22 protein-coding genes and 1 pseudogene are annotated in these 23,783 nt (G+C 67.3%); 15 read left to right on the top strand and 8 right to left on the bottom strand.

The genetic code is table 11. The features are described 5' to 3' along the window. Positions 1-6 precede the first annotated feature (6 nt). Both ABS772_RS00325 and ABS772_RS00330 read right to left on the bottom strand, forming a co-directional pair. On the bottom strand, positions 7-978 hold the full coding sequence (locus ABS772_RS00325; protein WP_350391618.1) for a bifunctional helix-turn-helix transcriptional regulator/GNAT family N-acetyltransferase: 972 nt from the start codon (positions 976-978) through the stop codon (positions 7-9). A gap of 125 nt (positions 979-1,103) precedes the next feature. After that, positions 1,104-1,997 (bottom strand): LysR family transcriptional regulator, encoded by an 894-nt coding sequence (locus tag ABS772_RS00330; protein WP_350391619.1) that lies wholly within the window; start codon positions 1,995-1,997, stop codon positions 1,104-1,106. A gap of 104 nt (positions 1,998-2,101) precedes the next feature. Here ABS772_RS00330 and ABS772_RS00335 point away from each other — a divergent pair, with 104 nt between their 5' ends. From ABS772_RS00335 to ABS772_RS00355, 5 genes and pseudogenes are all read left to right on the top strand, one after another. Further along, positions 2,102-2,302, top strand: coding sequence for a hypothetical protein (locus ABS772_RS00335; RefSeq protein WP_350391620.1), 201 nt, complete (start codon positions 2,102-2,104; stop codon positions 2,300-2,302). Continuing rightward, positions 2,299-2,778, top strand: coding sequence for a peroxiredoxin-like family protein (locus tag ABS772_RS00340; protein WP_350391621.1), 480 nt, complete (start codon positions 2,299-2,301; stop codon positions 2,776-2,778). Before ABS772_RS00335 ends, ABS772_RS00340 begins: the two co-directional genes overlap by 4 nt. Positions 2,779-2,831: 53 nt before the next feature. Further along, the gene (locus ABS772_RS00345; protein ID WP_350391622.1) at positions 2,832-3,500 is read left to right on the top strand and encodes a glutathione S-transferase family protein; all 669 of its coding nucleotides are present in this window, start codon (positions 2,832-2,834) and stop codon (positions 3,498-3,500) included. Positions 3,501-3,868: 368 nt separating this feature from the next. After that, positions 3,869-4,504 (top strand): annotated as a pseudogene (locus tag ABS772_RS00350) (glutathione S-transferase family protein). A 56-nt stretch (positions 4,505-4,560) separates the two neighbouring features. Next, the gene (locus ABS772_RS00355) at positions 4,561-5,910 is read left to right on the top strand and encodes a winged helix-turn-helix domain-containing protein (protein ID WP_407942945.1); all 1,350 of its coding nucleotides are present in this window, start codon (positions 4,561-4,563) and stop codon (positions 5,908-5,910) included. A 214-nt stretch (positions 5,911-6,124) separates the two neighbouring features. Here the strand turns inward: ABS772_RS00355 and ABS772_RS00365 are convergent, their stop codons facing one another. From ABS772_RS00365 to ABS772_RS00380, 4 genes are all read right to left on the bottom strand, one after another. After that, the gene (locus ABS772_RS00365) at positions 6,125-7,651 is read right to left on the bottom strand and encodes a GMC family oxidoreductase (protein ID WP_350391624.1); all 1,527 of its coding nucleotides are present in this window, start codon (positions 7,649-7,651) and stop codon (positions 6,125-6,127) included. Positions 7,652-7,683: 32 nt separating this feature from the next. Further along, entirely contained in the window at positions 7,684-8,628 is a 945-nt protein-coding gene (locus ABS772_RS00370; protein WP_350391625.1) for an alpha/beta hydrolase, read from the bottom strand. Positions 8,629-8,731: 103 nt separating this feature from the next. Next, positions 8,732-9,610 carry a pirin family protein gene (locus ABS772_RS00375; RefSeq protein ID WP_350391626.1) on the bottom strand — a complete coding sequence of 293 codons (879 nt, stop codon included), beginning with the start codon at positions 9,608-9,610 and terminating at the stop codon, positions 8,732-8,734. 196 nt (positions 9,611-9,806) lie between these two features. Beyond that, on the bottom strand, positions 9,807-10,718 hold the full coding sequence (locus tag ABS772_RS00380; RefSeq protein WP_350391627.1) for a LysR substrate-binding domain-containing protein: 912 nt from the start codon (positions 10,716-10,718) through the stop codon (positions 9,807-9,809). A gap of 125 nt (positions 10,719-10,843) precedes the next feature. Between ABS772_RS00380 and ABS772_RS00385 the strand changes: the two genes are divergently transcribed. Next, positions 10,844-11,461 carry an isochorismatase family protein gene (locus ABS772_RS00385; RefSeq protein ID WP_350391628.1) on the top strand — a complete coding sequence of 206 codons (618 nt, stop codon included), beginning with the start codon at positions 10,844-10,846 and terminating at the stop codon, positions 11,459-11,461. A 101-nt stretch (positions 11,462-11,562) separates the two neighbouring features. Continuing rightward, entirely contained in the window at positions 11,563-12,303 is a 741-nt protein-coding gene (locus ABS772_RS00390) for an SDR family NAD(P)-dependent oxidoreductase (RefSeq protein ID WP_350391636.1), read from the top strand. 606 nt (positions 12,304-12,909) lie between these two features. Here ABS772_RS00390 and ABS772_RS00395 read toward each other — a convergent pair. Next, positions 12,910-14,379, bottom strand: coding sequence for a PepSY-associated TM helix domain-containing protein (locus ABS772_RS00395; protein ID WP_350391629.1), 1,470 nt, complete (start codon positions 14,377-14,379; stop codon positions 12,910-12,912). A 323-nt stretch (positions 14,380-14,702) separates the two neighbouring features. Between ABS772_RS00395 and ABS772_RS00400 the strand changes: the two genes are divergently transcribed. The 8 genes from ABS772_RS00400 to rsgA all read left to right on the top strand — a co-directional run bounded on the left by ABS772_RS00400 (position 14,703) and on the right by rsgA (position 23,406). Next, positions 14,703-15,263: an RNA polymerase sigma factor gene (locus ABS772_RS00400; protein WP_350391630.1), complete on the top strand. Its 561-nt coding sequence runs from the start codon at positions 14,703-14,705 to the stop codon at positions 15,261-15,263. A gap of 94 nt (positions 15,264-15,357) precedes the next feature. Continuing rightward, the gene (locus ABS772_RS00405; RefSeq protein WP_350391631.1) at positions 15,358-16,356 is read left to right on the top strand and encodes a FecR family protein; all 999 of its coding nucleotides are present in this window, start codon (positions 15,358-15,360) and stop codon (positions 16,354-16,356) included. Between the two features lie 177 nt (positions 16,357-16,533). Continuing rightward, the gene (locus ABS772_RS00410; RefSeq protein ID WP_350391632.1) at positions 16,534-19,002 is read left to right on the top strand and encodes a TonB-dependent siderophore receptor; all 2,469 of its coding nucleotides are present in this window, start codon (positions 16,534-16,536) and stop codon (positions 19,000-19,002) included. 1,014 nt (positions 19,003-20,016) lie between these two features. Further along, on the top strand, positions 20,017-20,226 hold the full coding sequence (locus ABS772_RS00415; protein ID WP_056241414.1) for a cold-shock protein: 210 nt from the start codon (positions 20,017-20,019) through the stop codon (positions 20,224-20,226). 145 nt (positions 20,227-20,371) lie between these two features. Next, positions 20,372-20,515 (top strand): hypothetical protein, encoded by a 144-nt coding sequence (locus tag ABS772_RS00420; RefSeq protein ID WP_182556833.1) that lies wholly within the window; start codon positions 20,372-20,374, stop codon positions 20,513-20,515. Positions 20,516-20,734: 219 nt separating this feature from the next. Continuing rightward, a complete protein-coding gene (locus ABS772_RS00425; protein ID WP_350391633.1) occupies positions 20,735-21,067 on the top strand; it encodes a hypothetical protein in 333 nt (110 codons plus the stop codon). Between the two features lie 195 nt (positions 21,068-21,262). Next, positions 21,263-22,252 (top strand): fatty acid desaturase, encoded by a 990-nt coding sequence (locus ABS772_RS00430; protein ID WP_350391637.1) that lies wholly within the window; start codon positions 21,263-21,265, stop codon positions 22,250-22,252. A 119-nt stretch (positions 22,253-22,371) separates the two neighbouring features. After that, positions 22,372-23,406 carry a ribosome small subunit-dependent GTPase A gene (rsgA, locus tag ABS772_RS00435; protein ID WP_350391634.1) on the top strand — a complete coding sequence of 345 codons (1,035 nt, stop codon included), beginning with the start codon at positions 22,372-22,374 and terminating at the stop codon, positions 23,404-23,406. Between the two features lie 35 nt (positions 23,407-23,441). On the opposite strand, the gene ABS772_RS00440 is transcribed toward rsgA, so the two are convergent. Next, on the bottom strand, positions 23,442-23,783 hold a 342-nt coding region (locus ABS772_RS00440), incomplete at its 5' end, for an alpha/beta fold hydrolase (protein ID WP_350391635.1).

Raw genomic sequence — 23,783 nt, forward strand, 5'->3', positions numbered from 1 at the left:
GCAACGTCACAGAGGAAAGCGCATGGCCACGTTGCAACGGGCGTAGCGTCGGCCGAACCGCTCCATGATCTCGGCGTCATGCCGGAACCCGACCTTCTCGTACAGGTGCACGGCGGCTTCGCACTTGGTGTTGGTCAGCAGGTAGAGCGTCCCGACACCCATCGCATGAACACGGGCCAGCGCCGCGCGCAGGAGATGCTCCCCGGCCTTGCGACCCCGGGCCCGCTCGGACACCGCCATCTTGGTCAACTCGAAGCAGCCCTCGTCCGTCCTCATCAGCGCGCAAGTGCCGACGATACCGAGGTCTTCCGCCTCCACGAAGAGGATGAGGCCACCTCGGTCCAGGATCTCGCCGCGCGGGTCGGAGAGGATCCGGCGGTCGTTATCCTCCAGTGAGAACATCGCCTCTATCCACTCGGCGTTGATCTCTTGGAAACGAACCGCCAGGTCATCCGTGTACTCGCGGATCGCGAGGCCCGACCGCACCTCGCCCGGTACCTGGGCGCTCCGGACCCGCCTCTCGAAAGAAACGTCGTCGAGCCTGCGCTCCAGCGCTGCGAGTTGGCCGAGTAAAGGGCCGGATAGGTCGGCGCACAGGTCCGTCGCAGCTGTCTGGACGCGCGGCCAGAGGCCGGACTTCGCGCTCGCCATCAGGTCCCGACCAGCCGGGCTGAGCGAAAGTGCCTTCTGGCGCAGATCCGTGTCCGACCGTGTCCCTTCGACCAATCCGAGTTCGACGAGGCTCGCGGCCGTCCTGGTGACCGCCGGCTGGCTGACGCCGAGGGCGGCAGCGGCGTCGTTGACGCTCAAGGGCCCGTAGCGGTCGAGGGCGGCGAGAAGCGGGAACTGTGCGGGCTGTATCCCGAGGCCCTCGTCGCGCAGGATCCTGGCGGCGTCCGCCTGGAAGCGGTCCGCCAGCCGCTTAAGGCGGCTGCCAAGGAAAAGCGGCCCGAGATCATCGAGAACGTCAGCGATCATGTCGACCTCCACAGACGCTTTATATAACATGTTATGTATCGAGGCAAACCTGTGGCGGCGGCCCCTGCCAAGGAACGTCCCGCTTGACAGTCCCGCCTTTCAGTTCGCGGCCTCCGCGGCGCTGGTCAGCCCGTGGCGAGCGATGCGCCGAGATGCTCGACAAGGGCCCGGACCTTTGCCGATGGCCTCGGACCCGCTGGGAAGACCGCGTAGACCTCGGCCGGATCGAGCCGGTAGGGTTCGAGCAGCTGGACGAGCTGGCCGGTCCGCAGCTCCTCCCCGGCCATTACGCGGGTCGCCAGCGCGATGCCCAGCCCCGCCACCGCGGCGGCCAGGATCCCGGACGCCGAGTTGATCCAGACCCTCGCGGGGACATCGACGGAGGTGGCGGTCCGGTTGTGCGTGAAACGCCAGCTCTCGCGACCGAACAGGCCGTGCTGGACGATGCAGGCGTGCCGCGCGAGCTCGCCCGGGTTGGTGGGCGTGCCGCGCGCCGAGAGATAGGCTGGTGCCGCGACGACCAGTCGCTCGACCACCGCGAGCCTGCGGCCTCCGAAGGTGGAGTCCGCCAGCGGTCCGACGCCCATGCGGATGGCGACATCGACCCCGTCCATGACGAGGTTCTGGCGCGCATCGCTCATGGTGATCTCGACCTTGAGGTCCGGATGCCGGGCCAGGAAGGCCGAGAGCGCGGGAACGACCGCCCGTGAGCCGTAGAGCACCGGCAACGCGAGGCGGATGACGCCCTGCAGCGAGTCGACCCCCCGGGCCGCCTGCTCGGCCTCCTCGACCTCCGCGAGGAGGGATCGTGCGCGCTCCAGGTACAGGCTGCCGGCTTCCGTCAGCGAGATGCTGCGGGTGGTGCGCAGCAGCAGCGTCGTGCCCAGCCGCGCCTCCAGCGCACCGACGATGCGCGACACGGACGGTTGCGAGAGCATCAGTTCGCGCCCTGCCCGTGAAAGGCTGCCGGTCTCGGCCACGCGGACGAACACAGCCATTTCCTGCCAGCGGTCACTCATTCGATATTCTGATAGATGTTGTTCGCAATTAGAGCATACGCCGACTTTGTCGGATGGCCTATCTCCTGGCTCACGGCGCCGCCATGGCGTGATGGAGAACGGCGATGTGGCTTCAAGACAAGCTCGACGCGATGCGCGAGGACTTCGAGAACGGACGCTTCCCGCTGGTGCCGACTCAGGACCAGCTCGATACGATGCGGCGCGCCACCCGGACGCTGATCGACAGCAGGCAAGTGGACGACGCGCTAAGGCTGGCGACACGGCACCCGCGTTCACGCTCACGGACGCGGACGGAAACAGTGTGAGCTTGCGGTCGCTGCTGGCGCGGGGACCGCTGGTCGCCACCTTCTACCGCGGGGTCTGGTGCCCCTACTGCAACGACGACCTCCAGGCGCTGGAAGAGGTCGGGCCGGAGATCGAGGCGCGCGGTGCGAGCCTCGTCGCGGTCTCCCCGCAGACGCAGGCGAACAGCCGTAAGGCACAGCGTGACAACAAGCTGGGTTTCCCGATCCTGGGCGACCCCGGCACGGCCGTCGCCGCCCGGTTCGGCCTGCGCTTCGCGCTGCCGGAGGACCTGGTCGAGGTCTACCGGCAGTTCGGCAACGACCTCGATAGAATCAACGACGACCCGGCCTGGGTGCTGCCGATGCCGGCCCGCTATGTGATCGGGACGGACGGCGTGATCGCCTACGCCGAGGTCAACCCCGACTACACCCGGCGTCCCGACCCGTCCGAACTGCTGCCGGTGCTCGACCGCCTGCGCGCCGTCGTCCCGGCCTGACCGCCCAAACCACCACCCGAGAGACCACCACCTGAAAGAAGGAGTGTTTTGCCATGGCCATCAAGATCTACGGCGATCCCGGTTCCGGCAGTCGGCGTCGCGTCACCTCGGCCGCGGCCGCTATGGGCATCGACATCGAGATCGTGGACATCGATCTCTTCAAGGGCGAGAGCCACACGCCCGCGTTCCTGAAGCTGAACCCGCACGGGCTGTCGCCCGTGATGGTGGACGGCGATTTTGTCCTCTACGAGTCGGCGGCGATCAACCTCTACCTTGCCGAGAAGGCGGGGAGCGACCTGGCCGGCCGCACGACCCGCGAGCGGTTCGAGATCCTGCAGTGGATGTTCTGGTCCGGCGAGCAGTGGCGGGTCTTCGCGACGCTCACCTTCGACGAGATGCTCGCCAAGCGCTTCATGGGCCAGCCCGCGGACGAGGCCATCGTCAAGCTGGCGGCCGGCAAGATCCGGGCCGCCGCCGCGGTGCTGGACACCCATCTCGCGACCCATGACTACATGGTCGGCGACCGGCTGACCCTGGCCGATTTCGACGTCGCCGGGCCGTTCTCCCAGAACGAGCGGACGAAGATCCCGCTGAACGAGTTCCCGAACCTCGTCGCCTGGCAGCAGCGCTTGCTGGCCACGGTGCCCGGCTGGGCGGCAACGAAGCGCGAGGTCGACGACCGCATCGACGGCGCGCTCGCGGCGGCGGGCATCAAGCTCTGACAACCGGGCGCCGGCGTCCATTGGGGCGACCGGCGCCGAGCCAGGAGGAGGGCCGCGAAGGTCGGGATCAGCGCGGTGGCGAAGACTTGCTTGTTATTGGACGTCTTCATCTCCTCTTCGTCGAGGACGGGTCGTCCCGTCGTTTGGTGAGGAGAAGATGCGCCGGCCGCCTGTATTACTCAAACATATGCAATCCATATCCGGCATCGACGCCGTGAATGTGCCCGGCCACCCCTGCTTGCCCGGCTGCGTCGGGCGGCCGGGCGCCATCCCGGACGCCCCTGCGCGAAGTATGGCGGCGTTCCCGCCCGCTGCCCTAGTTCATGCGCCGAGGGACGCCTTTGCCATCCGGACGGAGAGGAGCCGCCATGATCACGCTGTACACTTGGTCGACGCCGAATGGGCGCAAGATCCCGATCATGCTGGAGGAGTGCGGCCTGCCCTACACGGTCGTGCCGGTGAACATCGGCAGGGACTAGCAGTTCGCCCCCGACTTCCTGAAGGTCTCGCCCAACAACAAGATCCCGGCCATCGTGGACGACGAGGCGGAGGGGGGGCCGCTCTCGGTGTTCGAGAGCGGTGCGATCCTGACCTACCTCGCTGAGAGGACCGGCCGCTTCCTCGCGCCCACCGGTCCCGCCCGCTACAAGGCGCTGGAGTGGCTGCACTGGCAGATTGGCGGCCTCGGCCCGATGCTGGGGCAACTCGGCTTCTTCGCGGTGCGCTCAGACGAGAAGGCGCCGCTGGCCATCAAGCGGTTCACCGACGAGGCCGACCGGCTGCTGCGTGTGATGGACAAGCGCCTCGGCGAGGGGGCCTACCTCGCGGGCGCGGACTACTCCATCGCCGACATCGCCTGCTACGCTTGGACCCTCGCGGCGACGTCGTTCCTGAAGGAGCCGCTCAGGGACACGCTCGGCTCAGTGTCGAACGTACACGCTTGGCTCGAGCGGGTCGGCGAGCGCCCGGCGGTCAAGCGCGGCATGGAGGTTCCGAGGACCTGACACCTTTTTTAGCGCGGGACCATTCCCCGAATGACGACCAACTCAGGAGGACGACGCTGAAGACGGAGTTGTCGGCCTCCGAGGCCCGGCGCATCGCGCTCGCCGCCCAAGGCTTTGCTGCGCGGCGTGACGCAGGGAGCGTTGATGCCACCCGCCTGCGCAAGGGGATCGACCGACTGGGTCTCCTGCAGATCGACAGCGTGAGCGTGCTGGTGCGAGCCCACTACCTGCCGCTGTTCTCGCGCCTGGGCGCCTACGACCGCGCCCTCCTCGATGCCGCCGCGGCCGCCAGGCCGAAGCGGTTCTTCGAATACTGGGGCCATGAGGCATCGCTCCTGCCCATCGACTGTCAGCCCCTGCTGCGCTGGCGCATGGACCGTGCCCGTCGCGGCCAGGGCGTCTGGCGACAGCTCGAACCATTCGCTGGCGAGAGACGCGCCGAGGCCGACGCGCTGCTCGCGCGCATCGAGCGTGAGGGACCGATCGCCGCCTCCGACGTCGCCGGTACCAAGCCTGCCCAGGGCATGTGGATGTGGAGCGGCGCCAAGCACGCGTTGGAATGGCTGTTCTGGGCGGGGCTGGTCGCCTCGACCCATCGTCGCGGCAGCTTCGAGCGGGTGTACGACCTGCCCGAGCGGGTGCTGCCCCGCGCCGTCCTGCAGCGCCCGACGCCCAATGAGGTGGACGCCCGACGCGAGCTCATCGCGCGCGCGGCGCGGGCGATGGGCGTTGCGACGGCGCATGACCTGCGCGACTACTACCGCATCGGCCCCGCGGACGCCCGGCTCCCCATCGAACAGCTGGTCGATCAGGGTACGCTCGTCCCCGTTCGCGTGCAGGGCTGGTCGCACCAGGCTTACCTGCACCAGGATGCCCGACCGGGGCGCGCCCTCGAAGGCGCGGCGCTCCTGTCGCCGTTCGACCCGCTGGTCTGGCATCGTCCCCGTACCGAGCGGCTGTTCGGGTTCCGCTACCGGCTCGAGATCTACACGCCCGCCCATAAGCGCGAGCACGGCTACTACGTGCTCCCGTTCCTTCTGGACGGCGCGCTCGTCGCCCGCGTGGACCTGAAGGCGGACCGCAAGCGAGGCGCGTTGATCGTCCAGCGCGCGCATGTCGAGCCGGGCGCGCCGGCGGACACGGCGGAACGGTTGATGCTGGAACTCCGCGCGATGGCGGTCTGGCTCGGGTTGTCGAGCCTCGCCATCGCGCCTGACGCGGCGGTGGATGGATTGGCGCCGATCCTCGCCATCACGGTCGAAGAGGGGGGGCTGAGCGGGGCTGAGATGCCGAGCAACGCGGCGAAGCGCGACCCAGCCGCGTCGAGCGTAGACCGCCTCCCCGACGAAAGCGGGCAGGTGCCAGACGAGGGCAGCCGCGCGCCAGGCGCCGCCCAGGCCGGATAGTCCCAGCACGATGCCGAAATAGGAGGCCGGCGTGTTCGCGGCGATGTCCCTGAGGCGCTGCGCGAGGTGGAGGCGTGGGCCGCCGACGAGAGAGACCGTGTTCATGACCGTCCTCCTGTGAGGTCGAATGAGGGGCCGGACCGGATGGGCGTGGGCAATCGGCCCGGCCTGTCGGAAGCGGCGGTGCCGTCCTCCGCCACACCATGGAAGAGCGTCAGACGAGCCTCGGGCTGATCGCCTCGGCGACCATGATCGTGGTCACGTTGGTCGGCGCGGAGACGATGTCGGGCATGATCGAGGCGTCGACCACATTCAGGCCCACCACCCCGCGGACCGCCCCGCTCCCGTCGACCACGGCCCGGGGGTCGTCCGGGCCGCCCATCGGGACGGACGAGGTCGGATGGGCGTAGCCGTCGACCGCCAAGACCACGGCGCGCCGCAGCGCATCGTCGTCACGAACGTCGGGACCGGGAAACATCTCGGCCTCGACCACGTCGCCGAACGGAGCCGTCCGGCCGATGCGCCGCGACAGGCGCACGGCTTCCATCATGCGCCGCAGATCGCTCGGGTCCTCGAAGAAGTTGTAGCGGATGAGCGGCATGGCCCGCGGGTCGCGGCTCGCCAGCCTGACGGAGCCGACGGACTTCGGCAGCGTGACCGAGCAGGCCAGGACGATGGCGCCCCCGGTCGGGCTCTGCGCCGGGTCGAAGATGTGCGTCCCCGAGACGTGGAGGTCGAGCTCGTCCGCAGCGGCCTCGCTCGACCGCGTCCAGATGATCGCGCCCGCCACCGGATCCATCGACCGCGCCTCCCGCTTCAGCGCGTAGACGTTGTAGTAGAACGGGTGCTCCTTGAGCCGCTCTCCGACCGGGGCGTCCTGCAGCACGGGGATGTCGAGGTCGCGCAGGTGCGCCGCCGGCCCGATGCCCGACCGCATCAGGATGGCGGGGCTGCCGAACGCCCCGGCCGAGAGGATCACCCGTCCGGCCTCGACCATCTCGCCGCCCGCCAGCCGAAGGCCCCGCGCCCGCCGGCCGTCGAACAGCACGGCGTCGACTTCCGCGCCCCCGACGATCGCGAGGTTCGTTCGGGCGCGGACCTCCTCCGTGAGATAGGCCATGCCCGTGTTGATGCGCCGGCCGTCGACCACGTTCAGCGGATAGGGTGAGACGCCGTCCTGCTCGGCGCCGTTGAAGTCCGTGATGCGGGACAGGCCGGCCGCCTCAGACGCCAGCACGAAGGCCCGCATGGAGGGGGTGATCTCCTCCATGCTCCGCTGGCGGATCGGGAGGGGGCCGGAACGCCCGCGCCAGGCATCGTCACCGGTCGGGGTGTTTTCCAGCGCCTTGAAGATCGGGAACACCTCGTCCCACGACCAGCCGTCGAGACCACGCGCGCTCCAGCGGGCGAAATCGGACGCCCGCGCCCGCATGGCGACCGCCGCGTTCACGCCGGAGCTGCCGCCGAGCACCTTGCCGCGGATCGCGCGCACGTCGTGACCGAGGCCGAGATGGTCCTGGGTGCGGTAGCCCCAGTCGTGCATCGCGTCGCCGCCGACCCGGTTCGCGTTCGCGATGACGTCCGGATAGGCGTCCGGGGCGTAGGCCGGTCCGGCCTCCAGCAGAAGGACCGTCCGGTTCGGGTTCTCGCTGAGCCGGCGTGCGAGCACGGCACCCGCGGAGCCCCCGCCGGCAATGACGACGTCGAAGGCCTTGGCCGGAATGGCGGTATGGGTGGGCATGGCGGACATGTCCTCTTCGAGAGCGGCGATGGTCAGGACGCGAAGGCGCGGCGCAGGAAGGCGGCGGCCCGGTCGAGGGCGCGGCGGCTGCTGTCGAGGTGGGCGACGTCGAACTGGAAGACGTGATGCAGGCCGTCCCAGACCTCCAGGCGAACCGGGACGCCGGCCTCGGTCGCGCGGGCGGCGTAGCGCGTCGCGTCGTCGAGCAGGCGCTCGTCTGTGCCGACCTGGATCAGCAGCGGGGGCAGTCCGCGCAGGTCGCCGAAGAGCGGCGAGGCCAGCGGGTCCCCGACATCGAGCGCGCCGGCATATATGCGCGAGCAGTCCTGAAGGTATTCGCGGCCGATGAGCGGGTCCTGCACCGCGGGATCGCTCATGGACGGTCCCGACAGCGTCAGGTCGGTCCAGGGCGAGAAGACGACGCCGGCGACCGGCGCCGGACCATCCGCGCGTCGGGCGAGGTTCGCCAGGGTGACGAGGCTCAAGCCGCCCCCGGCCGAATCCCCGACGACGGCGATGCGGTCGTAGCCTTGGCCGACAAGCCAATCCCAGGCAGCCAGTGCCGCGTTCGGGGCGGCGGGCAGCGTCATCTCCGGGGCCAGCGGGTAGTCGATGGCGAGGGCGGCGATGCGGGCCCGTCCTGCGACTTGGCTGACGAAGCCGCGATAGGCCGCCGCGGTGCCCTGCACGTAGCCGCCGCCGTGCAGGAAGAGGATGGCCCGGCCGGCCCCGGCCTCCTTCGGGCGCACCCACCAGCCGTGGACGTCGGCCTCGTCCACGGGGTCGAACGTCACCCCGTCCGCGAGCGGGCTTCCGGACACGAAGGTGTCATAGACGGCCCGGGGTTCTCCCGTCGCCGCGCCCCAGAAGCGGGCGAACAACTCCCGGAGGGCCACCGCGCGCCGCCGCTCGTCCGGGGACAGCGGGATGCTGCTCGTCCCGCGCAGAACAACTTCATCGTCGATGTCTTGGCTCATCTCAGGGTTCCGTTGTCGCGCCGGCCGAGCCATCGGCAGGCATGGCTGCGCCGTCCGCGCGTCGCTCGGCGACGCGCGGGGTTCGTGCATCGCTGATCGGACCTCAGGCCGGGATGCGGCCGAACTCGCCCCGGGCGTAGCCGGCGAGCGTGCGCTCGACGTCGGCCACCGTGGACATGACCAGCGGACCGCGCTTGACGAAGGGCTCGCGGATCGGCCGTCCGGCCATCAGCACGAAGTGCGAGGCTTCGGCCGCGCCGAGGATGAGCTCGGCGTCGGAACCGGCGCCGACCGCCAGTGCGCTGCCCTCCGGCAGGAGGCGTTCCTCCTCGCGGCAGCGGACGGACACGCATCCCGACACGGCGTAGATCCAAGCCTGCCGACCCTCGGGCAGGGCGTGGGCGAAGGCGCCGCCCGGCTGCAGGAAGCCGTCCAGCAGCGTCATCTCCTCCGGCGTGCCGCCCGTGCCGACGAGGTCGCCGCTCCGACCCAGGACGACGCGGACCCGATGACCGCGGCCTTCGAGGACCGGGATGTCGGCCGCGCGGACATGCAGTGCCCGCGCCGGCTCTGCCTTGAGACGGGCGGGCAGGTTGACGAAGACCTGCAGGGCGTGGACCCGCGCCCCTTCGGCCGGCCACTCCTCGTGCGCGGCGCCGGACGCCGCCGCGAGCCAGTAGAGGTCGCCGGGCTTGAGGGCGACGTCGCGGCCCAGCGTGTCCCGGTTGAGGAAGTCGCCGGTCGCGTCCTCGAACATGACGGTCACGGCCGAGATGCCGGCGTGGAGGTGCGGATCGAAGGTCGGCCCCGTCATCACGAAGTGGTCGACCATCAGGAGCGGGTCCATGCGCCCGTCAAAGGCGTCCTCGGAGAAGTGCGTCGCAGAGAAGTTCGAGCCGATGCGGTGCAGCTTTCCGAAGATGGTCTCGCCGAGCATCGGATGGAGCGTGTCCGCTGCTTGTATGGTTTGGAGAGCTGTCATGTCCTGCCTCGCCGCGTTGATGCGCCGATGTAGCGGCGACCGACACCGGCCGAGAAGGCGGGCATTTTCGGACCTATCGTCCGATCGTTTGGACGCTGAAGTGCAGCGCGACCCTGAAGGCTTGTCGCCGATGCGGCTCGGTCCAAGCGCGTCGCAGCCGTTGGATGAACCGCGCCGGAGCCGGGGGCCTAGCCGTCTAGAGCAGCACGGCCTTCGGGAATTCCACCGCGAGATGGTCGAGGAAGGCCCGTACGGACGGCAGGAGGCCTTGGCGGTAGGGGATAAGGGCCGTCAGGGTCGAGTCGCCCGCGACCCACTCGGGCAGGACGCGCCGCAGGGCACCCGACCGGACGGCCTGACGGCAGATGTAGCTCGGCAGGGCGACCAGGCCGATGCCGCGGATGGCGGCATGCTGCAGCCCGACCATGTCGTCGCCCATCAGCCTCGGGCTCAGCGGCAGCACTACCTCGTCGCCTGCGCGGCTCGCGTGCCGTAGCCGCCAGACCGGCGCCACACCGGTCCGCATCATGAACAGCGAGGGATGGTCCCGAAGGTCGTCAGGGGTCTCCGGCGTGCCGTTCCCGTCGAGGTAGGCCGATCCGGCGAACAGGAACCAGGGCGCTGGCGCCAGGGTACGCTGGACGAGGTTCGAGTCCGGCAGTGGATCCGTATGGGCCCGCACAGCGAGGTCGAAGTTCTCGCCGACGATGTCGACGGTGCGGTCCGCACCATGGGCCACGACGTTCACCTTCGGGTAGCGGACCAGGAAATCCGCGATGATGTCCGCCAGGGCGAACTGCATGGTCGCGACGCCGGCGGTGCATCGCACCGTGCCTGTCGGCTCCGTCAGGCGCTGGCGGATCGTCGTCTCCGCCTGTTCGGCCTCGCGGAGCATCGCCACCGCATGGCGGTAAAAGTCCTCGCCGGCATCCGTCATGCCGAACCGGCGCGAGGTGCGGTTCAGCAATCGGACGCCGAGGGCGCTCTCCAGTTGCTGGAGGCGGTGGCTCAAGGTGGATTTCGGCACGCGCAGCGTCCGGCCGGCGGCCGTGAAGCCGCCTCGGTCGACCACCTGCACGAAGTAGAAGAAGTCGTTCAGGTCGAGCACGCCATCTCCCCATCGTCCAAACCGCTGGACGCTGGGTTCGGATTGTCGCGGCTTCTGGTCCGCCGGTCCAGCCGATACCTCTTGCCCGTCGCCGGCCCCCGGGGGGCCTTGAACAGGAGGACACGATGACCGCTCGCGCCTACGAACCGCTCACCGCCGAGAATGCCGCCCTCATCCTCGTCGACCATCAGGTCGGCCTGATGACGGGCGTGCGGGACTACTCCACGGGCGAGCTCAAGCACAACGTGGTCGCCCTGGCGAAGGCCGCCAGGGCGCTGGGGCTCCCCATCGTGGTCACCACGACGGCGCGCGACAGCATGTGGGGACCGACCTTCCCCGAGTTGGTGGAGGCGCTGCCTGGCGTCGAGATCATCGATCGCTCCTCGGTGAACGCCTACGACGACCCGCGCGTCGCCCGGGCCATCGAGGCTACGGGCCGCACAAAGCTGATCTTCGCCGGCATCTCGCTGGAGGTCTGCGCGGCCTTCCCGGCGATGACGGCCGTGGCCCGCGGCCTCGACGCCTACGTGGCGGTCGACGCCTCCGGGACCTTCAGCGAGACCAAGCGCCAAGCGGGCCTTCTCCGTATGGCGCAGGCGGGCGTGGTCCTGTCCGACTACGCGACGCTGATGGTCGAGATCCTGAAGGACAACGGCCGTCCCGAGGCCGGCCCGGTCTACGGGGCTTTGGACATGCCCTGGGCGACCTTGGTCGGCCAGGTCGCTGCCTCCTTCGGCAAGTGAGCCTGAACCGCCTCGGCTCTACCCATCGCCCATCACCAGGCCGACCGCTCCCGTCGGGGGCAGGACCGGGCCCTTCGCCACTGCAAACACCGGAGTTCATCATGCCATCGCTTCAGGGAAAGCGCGCGTTCGTCACCGGCGCGAGCCGCGGCATCGGGGCGGCCATAGCCCGGCGCTTCGCGGCGGAGGGCGCCGCGGTCGCGGTCGGGTACGAGCGCTCGGCCGACGCCGCCCAGGCCATCGCTGCGGAGATCAAGGCGGCCGGCGGCCGTGCCGTGGCCATCCGGATGGACGCCGCGGACCCGGCCTCGATTAAGCAGGCCGTGGACCGGGCGGCGTCCGAGCTGGGCGGCCTCGACATCCTCATCAACAACGCCGGGATCATCCGCTACGGCTCGGCCGGGGCGATCACGCTCGACGACATCGATGCGGTGCTCGCCGTGAACGTGCGCGCGGTCATCCTGGCAACGCAAGCGGCGCTGTCGCACATGTCCGAGGGCGGCCGAATCATCACGACCGGCAGCAACCTCGCCGACCGCGTCCCCGAGGCCGGGATGGCGCTCTATTCCGCCAGCAAATCCGCGCTGGTCGCCCTGACCAAGGGCTTCGCCCGCGATCTCGGTCCGCGCGGTATCACCGTCAACCTGGTGCATCCGGGCTCAACCAACACCGACATGAACCCCGCCGACGGCCCCCACGCTGAAGCGCAGCGGCAGCGGATGGCGATTAAGGAGTACGGCCAGGCCGAGGACGTGGCCGCGCTCTACGCCTTCCTCGCGAGCCCGGAAGCGCGTTCGGTGAACGGCACAGGGTTCACCGTCGATGGCGGCGCGAACGCTTGACCGTCGAGGGCCCTCTGTGTCCTTGCGGAAGCTGTCCGTAACCATGTCCGGTCGGCCAGCATGCGCACCGCGCGATCCCTACGAGGGTCTGCCCGGAATAGGCGTGGCGCCGATATGCAAGTTCGCGCGCCGGCGACCGGTTCCGGCACCCGGTGCCAGGAAGGCAGCCATCAGGTTAGGGATTCGCCAGTTGGGCTCTTGGTGAGGGCGTAGAGATTGCACATGGCTGGGACGATAGCCGAACCGATCGGACGAGCGCGGCTCGGAATTCTTCGACCTGCCGGCGCAGCGCAGGCACAAACCTTAATGCGGATTATCGCCGCTCATTACTGGATCAGCAGGCTTTGATCGGAGGGAGGTGGTAAGCGGTTCAACAGTTGAGTGCAAAATGGCAGGACTGCGGCATCTGCCGATAGTCGCGTTCAGACGAGTGAAGGACTGCTCTGAGATCCAGGCCGAGCTAAGCCATCGCGAGGTCCAGAGAGGGTTGCCGTATAGCTTGCTCCTGAAAGTCGCTCCCTTGTTCGCAAGAGCGACTCTTCCGAGGGTTTGATCGCGCGCCCAGACTCCAGACAATGCAGAACAAAACACGAATTCGCACTATCATTATTCTTTTATTCTGCAGCCGGCGTAGAAATTCAATATGCCGATTGCGGCCATCAGGCCGCCAAAACTATACGATGCAACTGCTTTTCCGTCAGTTGCGAAGAAATCAATAAAAGGGACCGCAATGTAGATCAGACCTGTCACATAAATTGCAGCGCGCCAGGAAAATTTTCTCTGAAAAACCAATGAAAGGAGCGAGAACAGAAACCAGGCGCCGAAGAAGGTCCGCACCTCGAAGGCTGCGCGATCGGCAAGGCCGAGCGGAAGCAAACGGTTGGCCAGGAAAAAGGCCGCAATCGCAAAGGGAAGGCCGACGATGACGCCGATATTGAGACTGCGAACGATCTGTACGGTCCTAGAGGGTCTTTGGTCTCGCGACGGTGCTCGCGCTTTCGTCCAGAGGATCAAACCCGATGCGATCATTGCTGCTCCCATGAGCCCACACAAGGCATAGAGCAGTCGCAAGAGGGGGGCTGCGAAATCAGCGGTATGCAGTCCGTTCAGAACGAAATAGGCCAGTGCTGCAGGCTGCGGATTGACTGACTCTGCGATCACCGCGCCGCTCACGCCATCGAAGGCGATCTGCGGATGGCGATGCGCCAGCCCACGCGGTTGTTCCATGAGGATCGTGACCGTGGCGTTGGCGTCCTGCGGCTTATCGATGACGAGATGCTCGGGCTTCGAACCCGCGCGCTGACTGGCAACCACGATCATCGGAGCGATCGGAGCGAGATTGGCTGGGCGCCCCGTAGGAGGCCGCGGCGGCATCGCGGTGAGACCGAGATCGAAGGCAAAGCGTGGCACGTCTCCGCGATAGGCCGCGACCACGCCCCAGGGCATCAGGGTCAGGGAGAGAAGCACGAGCCCGCTATAGGTGATGACGAGGTGGTAGGGCAGCGCCAGGACACCGACGACGTTGTGCGCATCGAGCCACGCCCGGCGCCCGCCCTTGCGAGGCCGAAAGGTGAAGAAGTCCGCGAAGATCCGGCGATGGGTGATGATGCCGCTGATGAGCGCAACGAGCAGGATCGTCGTGGCGATGCCGACGATCCAGCGTCCCCAGAGCGGCGGCATGTGCAGTTCGTAGTGGAAGCGGTAGAGGAACTCGCCTCCCAACGTGTCGCGCACCGGTATCGGGCTGCCGGTCGCGGAGTCGAGGATCAGGCTCTCGCGTGTCCCGTTCCGACCGCGCCACTGAAGACCGATCGTGCCGTCCGAGGCCTGGGGTAACCGGACGAACCATTGCTTGGCCTCCGGCGCGTACAGGCGCAATCCCGCAACCGCCAGGTCGGCGGCATGGCCCGGATCGGTTCGGGCCTGGGCCTGGATTTCGGGACGCATCCACTGGGAAATCTCGGCCTTGTAGTAGCTCGCAGCGCCGGTGACGAAGACGGCATACATCAGCCAGCCGACCACGAGGCCGGACCATGTATGCAGCCACGCCATCGACTGTCGGAAGCTGCGTCCCATTCTCTCGGCATCCATCCTGACTCGCTTCGGCCGGAAGCCGGAGCCGAGAAAGAAGACGCGTGGCCTGCTCGGATAACCACCGGCCTTCGCATCTCTGTGGCCGACATGTGACATCCCTCATCAAAGAGCCCGCAGACCCTACCGGGATCGCCGGGTGGGGATCGGGCGGCTTTCAGCAACGGGCTCAGCAGCATGGTCGTCGAGTGGGTGCTTGAGCGGCCGGAGGCGGCGCCGAAGTTTAAAATCGATCTAAGTTATTGATGTTGAATGTAAACCTGCGATCTGCGCCTCTCTGCCGTCTTGATTGCCGGGAGAGCGCCGTCATGTCCGCATCGTGCGCATGGGCCGAAAATCGCGCGTCGGCGGACGATGCCGAGCGTTCCTTGGACCAGCTTCTGCGTCGCTATTACGGCGAACTGAATGCGTTGGCCTTTGCCCGGTTGCGCAACCGCGATGCCGCCGCCGATCTGGTGCAGGATGCGATCGTCCGCTTCCTCGCGTCCTGCAGGAACGGAGGTCATGGTCAGGGCGGGGTCGAAAGCCCCCGCTACTTCCTCCGGGCGATCGTCGCCAATTTGGCCATCGACGTCGCGCGGCAGAATCGACGGCGTGGCCCGCCGGTTTCTCTCGACGATGCGCTGCACATCGCCGATCCGGCGCCGCTCGCCGATCGTGCGGTCACCGCGCGGCAGGAATATGCGCTGCTGAGGGCGGCCCTGGACGATATGCCCGCGCGCTGGCGGCAGGCGCTTCTGCTCAATCGCATCGAGGGGTGGAGCCACGCGCGCATCGGGAAGCATCTCGGCATTTCCTCGACCATGGTGGGCAAAGACATTCTCGCCGCGCTCCGGCGCTGTCTCGCAGCGCTTGCGCGGGCCGGCTGACGCCGGCCGCGTGCGGCGATCATCGGTTGGTGGTGTTCGCAGCCGCGGCCCGGTCGTCTACTGCCTGTGACGACGCCCCAGCACCGGCCTCCCCATGACATCGCCCGCATCGGACGACGCTGCCGAACCCGATGACACCCTCGATCCCCTCACGGAGCAGGCCCTCGAATGGCAGGTGCGCCTGAATTCGGGTGAGGACCGTGCGGCGGTCGAGCGGGCTTTCGAGCTTTGGAAGAACGCCGATCCGTCCCATCGCCAAGCCGCTGACCGGGCCGCCGAACTCTGGCGTCTGCTCGGGGGGGCCCTTCCTAGGCGCGTGCGCGGGCCACCGAAGACCGTAATCGTCTTCCTGATCTGCGGCCTTGCCGCCGGAGGGTTCTTTGCAGGCGGAGCCTTCGGGCCGCCTCGTTCCTGGCTTGCCGACGCGCGCACCGCGGTCGGCGAGCGGCGAGATATGGTGCTGCCCGACGGCACGCGGGTCGATCTCGACGGTGGTACGAGCTTCGACATCGCCTTCACGGCCGATCGGCGGCAGTTGCGACTGTACACGGGCCGAATTCACGTCGCCGTGCAGCCGGACAAGGCGCGTCCCTTCGAGGTCGTCGCGGACGGCGGCAGTGCGCGCGCCCTCGGCACGGCCTTCGACGTCGGCATCGACGGCGTACGCACCAGCGTCCTCGTCACGGAGAACGTCGTCCGCGTGCGGGCCGTGGCGGAGCAGGACGCGGAGGCCGTCGATCTGTTCGCCGGCCAGGAGGTGAGCTACGCGGATCAGAAGATCGGTGCGATCCGGCAGGCCGATCCGCGTGCACGGACCGCATGGCGGCAAGGGCGGCTCGTATTCGATGGCCAGCCCCTCGGGGAAGTTGCAGCAGTCCTGAGCCGCTATCGCCGCGGCCGCATCCTCGTGACGGACCGCAGCCTGGAGGCACTGCGCCTCACCGGTACCTTCTCAACGGCGGACAGCGATCGGATGCTCGACGCGATCGAGACCGCCTTGCCGGTCCGTATTCTCCGGCTGCCGCTCCTCACGCTGATCCGCCCGGACACGACCCGCATCGGGAAGACGGGAGCAGGGCGATCCAGTCCGTGACCCTCGGAAGCCCCGTTCAACACGGCGGGCGATCCTCGTCGAGAGACGGCTTCCTGCGCAATGTCGAGAAAATGCGACCCGTCCGGTGGGCATTCGGACCGAGCCGTCGTCCTGCATGAAAGGACCGATCACACGCCGGTCCCTCCACCAGACCATCGTGCACGAAGCCCCGGCATCATGACTCCTCGGCAGCAGCCTCGCCCTGTCTCCCGCCCGTACGCGTCCTGGCCCCTCGCGATCCTGCTCCTCACCGGCGCGGCCGAAGCCGAACCGGTCCGCATTCCGCAGCTCAACACAGCGGAAGCGGGGCGAGCGGCGATCTGGTTCGACATACCCGCCGGCACGCTCTCTGCCGCGCTCCCGGTTTGGGAGAGCGTCACGGGCCTCAGGCTCGTGGCCGCCACGGAGGCACTGACGGCTCCCCGGACGCAAGGGGTCCACGGGCTCTACGGGCCCGAGGCGGCCCTCGCCCAGATCCTCGCTGGGACGAGCCTCGTTCACCGATTCACGGATGCGGAGACGGTCGCGGTCTACCGGGCGGACTGGAGCGCCGCCCCGGGTGCCGGGGCAGGAGAAGTCGTTCTGGACCAGCTTTCCGTCGAGGGCGAAGCATTGGGTGAGCGCGCCAACGGCCCGGTGCGTGGCTACGTGGCGCGGGTCAGCGCCTCGGGCACGAAGACCGACACACCCGTCATCGAGACTCCCCAGACAGTGAATGTCGTCGGCGCCCGCCAGATCCAGGACGAAGGTGCGACGTCGCTCGCTCAGGCGCTCGCCTACACGCCAGGCATCGCCAGCCAAGCCGTCGGCGGCTTCGCCAGAACCTCCGACGGCTTCACAATCCGCGGCTTTCCCGTGGAAACAGGCAATCAGGGCCTGTTGCGCGACGGGCTGAAACTTCAATCCGGCGTCTATGATGGAACGCAGGAGCCCTACGGGCTGGAGCGCCTCGAGGTGCTCAAGGGTGCCGCCTCGATCCTGTACGGTCAGCTCTCTCCAGGCGGCATCGTTAACGCCGTGAGCAAACACCCGCTGCAGACGGCCTACAATGAGTTCAACGTCACCCTCGGACAATACAATCGGAAGGAGGTGTCGGGCGACTTCACCGGTCCGCTCACGCCTGACGGCGAATGGTCCTACCGGTTGACCGGTCTGTTCCGCGATAGCGACAGTTATCTCGCCTTCACACCGGACGACAAGCGCTACATTGCCCCTGCAATTACTTGGCGCCCTTCGAGCGCCACCTCCGTGACACTGCTCGGCTACTATCAGGAGATCCACACGCGTTTTCAGCCGCCACTCTCGGCGGTGGGTGTGCTGATTCCGAACGGATCCCTCCCGCGTTTTGCCGTGAACCGCTTCTACGGCGAGCCGAGCTTCGACCGCTTCGATGCCCGGTCCGGAGCGATCGGCTACCAAGTGGATCATGCCTTTTCGGATAGCGTGCGACTGCGTCACGCTCTGCGCTACTATCAGTCCGGCGTCGATTGGGACTACATTCTGCCGACCTCGCTCCTGGCCAATCGGCAGGTCGCCGCGCGCGGTGTCAGTCTGCGCAACGAGAACGCCACGGGTATCGCCTCCGATACCTCTCTGGAAATGAAGTTCGTTCTCGGTGAGACAAGCCATACTCTGCTAGCCGGCATCGATTACTACCGCAGCTTTCTCAATTCTGAGCGTTTCTCTGGCACGGCAAGCAACCTGAATGTCTACGCGCCTGTCTACGGTGTCGGCAGTCCGGTCATCAACTACGCGCGCAACAACGGCTCGAAGAGCACGCTTGACCAAGTCGGCCTCTACGTTCAAGACCAGGTCAAGTTCGATCGCTTCATGCTCCTCCTCGGCGGTCGGCAGGACTTCGCCAGCACGCAGGTGCTGACCTACCGCACCGCCACCCAGCTCGCGCAGAACGACAGTGCCTTCAGCGGTCGTCTCGGACTGCTCTACCTCGCAGATTACGGGCTGGCGCCCTACGTTTCTTACAGCCAGTCTTTCCAAACCTTCGCGCTCACGGATCGGAACGGTAATCCATTTCAACCGACGACCGGTGATCAGTACGAGGGTGGGTTGCGCTGGGACATTCCAGGGGCCAACACTCTCGTCAGTGCGGCCGTCTATCAGATCAATCAGCAGAACGCGCTGGTGGCCGACCCCGCCAACCCCACTTTCAGCATCCAGACGGGGCGTGTCCGCTCGCAAGGCTTCGAAACGGAGGTGCGGACGAATTTCGGACCGCTCCAAGCGGTGGCATCCTATTCCTATACAGATGCGCGACAGGTGCGCACTACGGATCCGGCGGCCCTGAACCAACGTCTTGATCTCGTCCCCTATCATCAGGCGGCAGTGTTCGGCACCTACGACATGGGCCTGTTCGGTATTCCTGGCCTGCGACTCGGTGGCGGCGTGCGCTACATTGGCAGCTCCAACATTTCGGGTGGTGTGACCTTCGACACCCGCGCAGCTACCCTGTTCGACCTTGTGGGTACTTACGATCTCGGTGCTGCAGACCCTGAGCTGAAGGGCTGGCGCGCCCAGCTAAACCTTCGAAATATCCTCGACCATGCCTATGTCACTTGCGCAACCGCCAATGGCTGCCGCTACAGTGAACCGATGAATGTCTTCGGTACGGTCTCCTATCGCTGGTAGTTCCCGCTGCAACGCCAGAACGGCTGCTTGCAGAGCCGGTCTTTCGACATCAGCGGCCCGAATGTCCGCACGGGGCGGTAAGCGGCGGTTCGGCGCGTGCCCGCCGAATGTCAGCAAATGAACCGAACACGGTCGTCCGCGTTGACTGCAACCAAGCGGTGCCGAGCGGCTATCGCCCCTGAGTCCTGACAGGTCATGCCCGAAGTTATGCCTACTGCCTTCGCGGCCACCGCCGGTCTCCATCCGCGCGACCTTGGCTCGGTCCACGATTCCGTTCTGCACGGGGTCGCGGGTGGGCTGGCCGAACTGTTTCCCCCCATCCACAATTCCCAGCAGCCTGAGGTTGAGGTGGCGAGCGAGGCAGCCAGAGAAAACAACGAGTTGGCCGCTTAAAACTGACATATGGCGCAGCGCCTTGTCCCGAATCGCGTCTGTGGCTCCTGCACAGCGTGCTGCCAGACTTTTGCGGTTCAGGCTCTTGCCAAACCGGCAGGCGTCGAGTGCGAACACAACACAGGCGTGTCCTGTGGCATCCACCGCGTTCGACCGGGAGCTTGCGCCAAATGGTTCTGTCTTTGGCGCAAGATCGGTGCGCTGCCAGACGAACTAAGGCCTGACCGGTCAGGCGTGATTTTGTCCCTTGAGACTGCGCCGACAGCCGACGATCCCTTCCTGCGCGCCCGTATCGTGTGCCGTGCGGTTCAAAGCCCTGACGATCTTGATCGGTGGGAGGCTGTCGAGGCCGTCGCCATGTTCGTGCGCGACGGCTCGCTTCCGGTGTGGACCGCGTTCGGCGAAAAGGCAGCCCTGATCTACCCGCAACCGGCGCACGCGGATCAGCTGCGGAGCTTTATCACCGGTGACGAGCCACACGCGCTGCGCGCTGAATCCCACGAGCAAGAGGCCGCCGCCTGGCGGCGCAGGCTCGGCTACGCGCTCGCGGGAGCAAATTGTTCGGGAGACGGCAGGCCCCCAGATCGGGTAGAGCGCACATCCAGCAAGGGAGAGACGCCTATGGCAACCGGTACGGTAAAGTGGTTCAACGGAACGAAGGGCTTCGGCTTCATCCAGCCCGACGACGGCGGCCAGGACGTGTTCGTGCATATCTCTGCGGTCGAGAAGGCCGGCCTTCGCGACCTCGCCGACGGCCAGAAGATCTCGTATGAGGTGGTGGTCGACCAACGCCGCGGCAAAGCCTCGGCCGAGAACCTCAAGGTCGGCTAGACGATCGTTCGTGCCGGCAGCCGAGGACGCCGCCGGCACGCGCACACGACGAACGATCCCACTGCATCATCCTGTGCCTTGGGCAGCATAGCAGAGGCCCAACATGGCAGGATCCAATTCGACCGGTCGCTCGGCGACCCTCTCGATGGCCGACTTCAACGAGCGCGCGAAGCGCGCCGTGGCCAAGATGCCGACGATCGAAAAGCCTCCCGAGAAGCGCCGCAACGCACCGCGGCCGAACAAGCCGCCGGTCGCTGCCAAGCCTGATGGCGAAGGTGCGAACGAGTAGATTAGCCCCTCGCCTTCCGACAGAGGGAGTGGCGGAAGCGCTTCGCGATGCTCACGCGATGACGAGGCCGTATCAGCTCGGCCTGGACGGAGGCGCCCGGTGAATGGGGGCGTAGGCCTGTGAGCTCACAGCCTTCCGTCTACCGTGTGGGCGACCTCGACTTTCGTCGAGACGCAGGGTTTTGGCTGCCACCTCGTGATATCGGCCGGAGACCCCGCGATGAAGCGTCCCCGCACCACCGGCCACTTGGCCGAACCGCGGCCCCCGCGTGCAGCCCCTGCTGCCGAGCCTGAGCAGAGCGCAGCAGTCGATGCAGCCGTGACGGCACTTCTCTCGCTCGTCGCGGCCGTCGAGACGCAGCCCGCGGGGCCGGCCACGAAGGCCTACCGGGCGGCGATCCGTCGGAAGGGCGAGGAGGCTGTCGCGTCGTGCGGGAGCGAAGTGCTGAAGGCGGTGTTGCGCCGGGTGTGCGACGCCGCCCCGGACCGCGCCGACCGCCGCGGGCGGATCCTGACCGAGGCATGGACGGGCCTGATCGACGTCCGGCCATGACCAGCCATCGACACGTTGCTTCCCGGCCCGGCGGCCCGTTCGAAAGCCGTCCCACCACTCGCAGGTCTCGCTTCTGACTATGCTCACCAGACAGGATCATCGACCATCGTGACCGGAGCGACCCCGAACTCGCCCGCGACGTCCAGGCTCGCCGACGCAGCATCGCCACCCGATCAGGCGCAGCTCGCACGGGACGTGGCTCGGCACTGCGCCGCATTCCGCGAGCCGATTCCCAAGCTGGCTGTGCGGCAAGTCGCCGACACCCTGCTGCCGTACCTGATGCTGTGCGCGCTGATGCTCGGCATGGCGACGAACGGCTACGCGCTGCTGACCCTACCGCTCGCCGTGCCGGCGGGCGGGCTCCTGGTCCGGCTCTTCATCATCCAGCACGATTGCGGACACGGCTCGTTCCTGCCCTCACGTCGCGGCAACGACTGGCTCGGCCGCGCCTTGAGCCTTCTGACGGTGACGCCCTACGACAGCTGGAAGCGGGCCCACGCCCTGCATCATGCCTCCACCGGCGATCTCAGCCGCCGCGGCACCGGGGATATCCACACGCTGACCGTGCGCGAGTACCTCGCTCTGCCGCGTCGAAGCCGGCTCCGCTACCGCCTCTACCGCAACCCGCTTATCCTGATCGTGCTCGGTTCACCGCTCAACTTCCTCCTGCTGCAGCGGCTGCCCTCCGGCGTCGGGCTCCCGTGGCGGACGGCGTGGCGCGACGTGCTGGCGCTTGATGCGGCGCTCTTCGCTGGCCTGGCGCTCCTCACGGTCGCGGTCGGCGGCGTCGGGACGGTGCTCTGGGTGTTCCTGCCGGTGATCAGCGTCGCCGCCTGGATCGGGGGCTGGCTGTTCTACGTCCAGCACCAGTATGAGGAGACCGTCTGGGAAGAAGCCGACACCTGGGACTTTCACCGCGCCGCCCTCGGCGGAAGTTCGTATTACGTTCTGCCGCGCGTTCTTCAATGGTTCACCGGCAATGTCGGCCTCCACCACGTCCACCATCTGAACAGCCGCATTCCGAACTACCGCTTGCAGGAATGCCTGGACGGCCATGAGATGCTCGGCCGCGTCGGCCGTCTGACGCTGCGCGACAGCCTGGGCTGCCTGAACCTCGCACTCTGGGATGAAGACGCGCGGAAGCTGGTCGGATTCGCACGAGTACGAAGGCTGCAGGCCGCTTGAAGTCTGACTCGAAGCAGACCTCCGAGCCATCACGGGGCGACGGTCCGAGTGAAGAGGCTGCTGATGGCGTCGAAACGCACACCCCTACGCGCCGCTGGTCACGCGATCGGTGCCATGCCATGTGCGGGCCGGTGACCGATCATCCCGACCTCCCCCCGTCTGAGCCGCTTGCGAGCCTCGGCTGGCGCGACTTCTTCGCGGAGCAGCGCGAACCGCACGAGACGGGTCTCGTGCCCATGCGGATCGCCACGGTTCATCGCTCGCGCCTGACGGGGCTGTCGGAGGCGGGATCGGTCGAGCTGACGCTTCCCGTTCATACCAACACCGCTGACTTCGCCGTGGGCGATTGGGTCCTGATTCATCCTCGGACCCGGATGCTCCACCGCCGTCTGAACCGAAGGACGGTTCTGGAGCGACGCCTCGAGGGTAGCCGGGCCCTGCAGCCCGTCGCAGCCAATGTCGATACGCTGTTCATCGTCACCTCCTGCAACGCCGATTTCAATCAGGCCCGCCTCGAGCGCTATCTGGCTCTGGCCAACCAGGGCGGTGCAAACCCGGTGATCTTGCTCACCAAAGCCGACATGGCGACTGACGTTGATGTCTACCGCCGTCAGGCTGCCGAGTTGCAGCGCGGGCTCGATGTCGTGAGCGTCAATCCCCGGCTTCCTGCAGCGGCACGAACCTTAGCCTCGTGGTGCGGGGTGGGGCAGACCGTGGCGGTGGTCGGCTCTTCCGGTGTCGGCAAATCGACTCTGGTGAACACGCTCGCCGGTCCGGGGCAGGCGCTTCCCCAGGAAACCGGAGGCATTCGCGAGCACGACGCCAAGGGACGCCACACGACGACGTCGCGTTCCCTGCACGCCATCGTAGGGGGCGGCTGGGTGATCGACACGCCGGGGATGCGGACGCTGCATGTCAGCGACGCCGGGGAAGGGATCGCAACGCTGTTCGCCGAGATCACCGAACTCGCGCCTTCGTGTCGGTTCCGCGACTGCACGCACGCGCACGAACCCGGCTGCGCCGTGCAAGCCGCCGTCGCCGACGGCAGGCTCAACCCCGAGCGCCTCATCCGCTGGCGTAAGCTCCACGATGAAAATCATGACAACACGCCCGCATCCGCCGGGCCACGCGGTCGAAGGAGTGTCGGCAGGTAGACATTTTCAAAGCAGTCGAGCTCGGCTGAAGAATTTCAATCTACGTCGAATTCGAAGGATGAGTCTTCAGTCGGAGGCCTCTCTTGCGGCACAAGAAGGAATGGCAGCAAGGCAGCCGTAAAGGCCTCCGGATGCGAGTAATTGATCCCGTGGGCCGCGCCGGGGATGGCGGCAAGCCGCCCCCGAGGCAGAGAGGCAGCGAGGCTCGTCACGAACGCATAGGGCACGATGTAGTCGCGCGTGCCCCAGACCACGAGCGTCGGCTGAGAGATCCGTAACGCCTTCTCTGCGATATGGTTGTCGACCATGCTCCTCAGGGTCTGGAGGTAGCGCCGGATCCCAGAGCTGGCATAATCCGTCAGCGCGACCCAGGCGAG

This window comes from Methylorubrum podarium (assembly GCF_040270385.1).
GTDB classification, from domain to species: domain Bacteria; phylum Pseudomonadota; class Alphaproteobacteria; order Rhizobiales; family Beijerinckiaceae; genus Methylobacterium; species Methylobacterium podarium.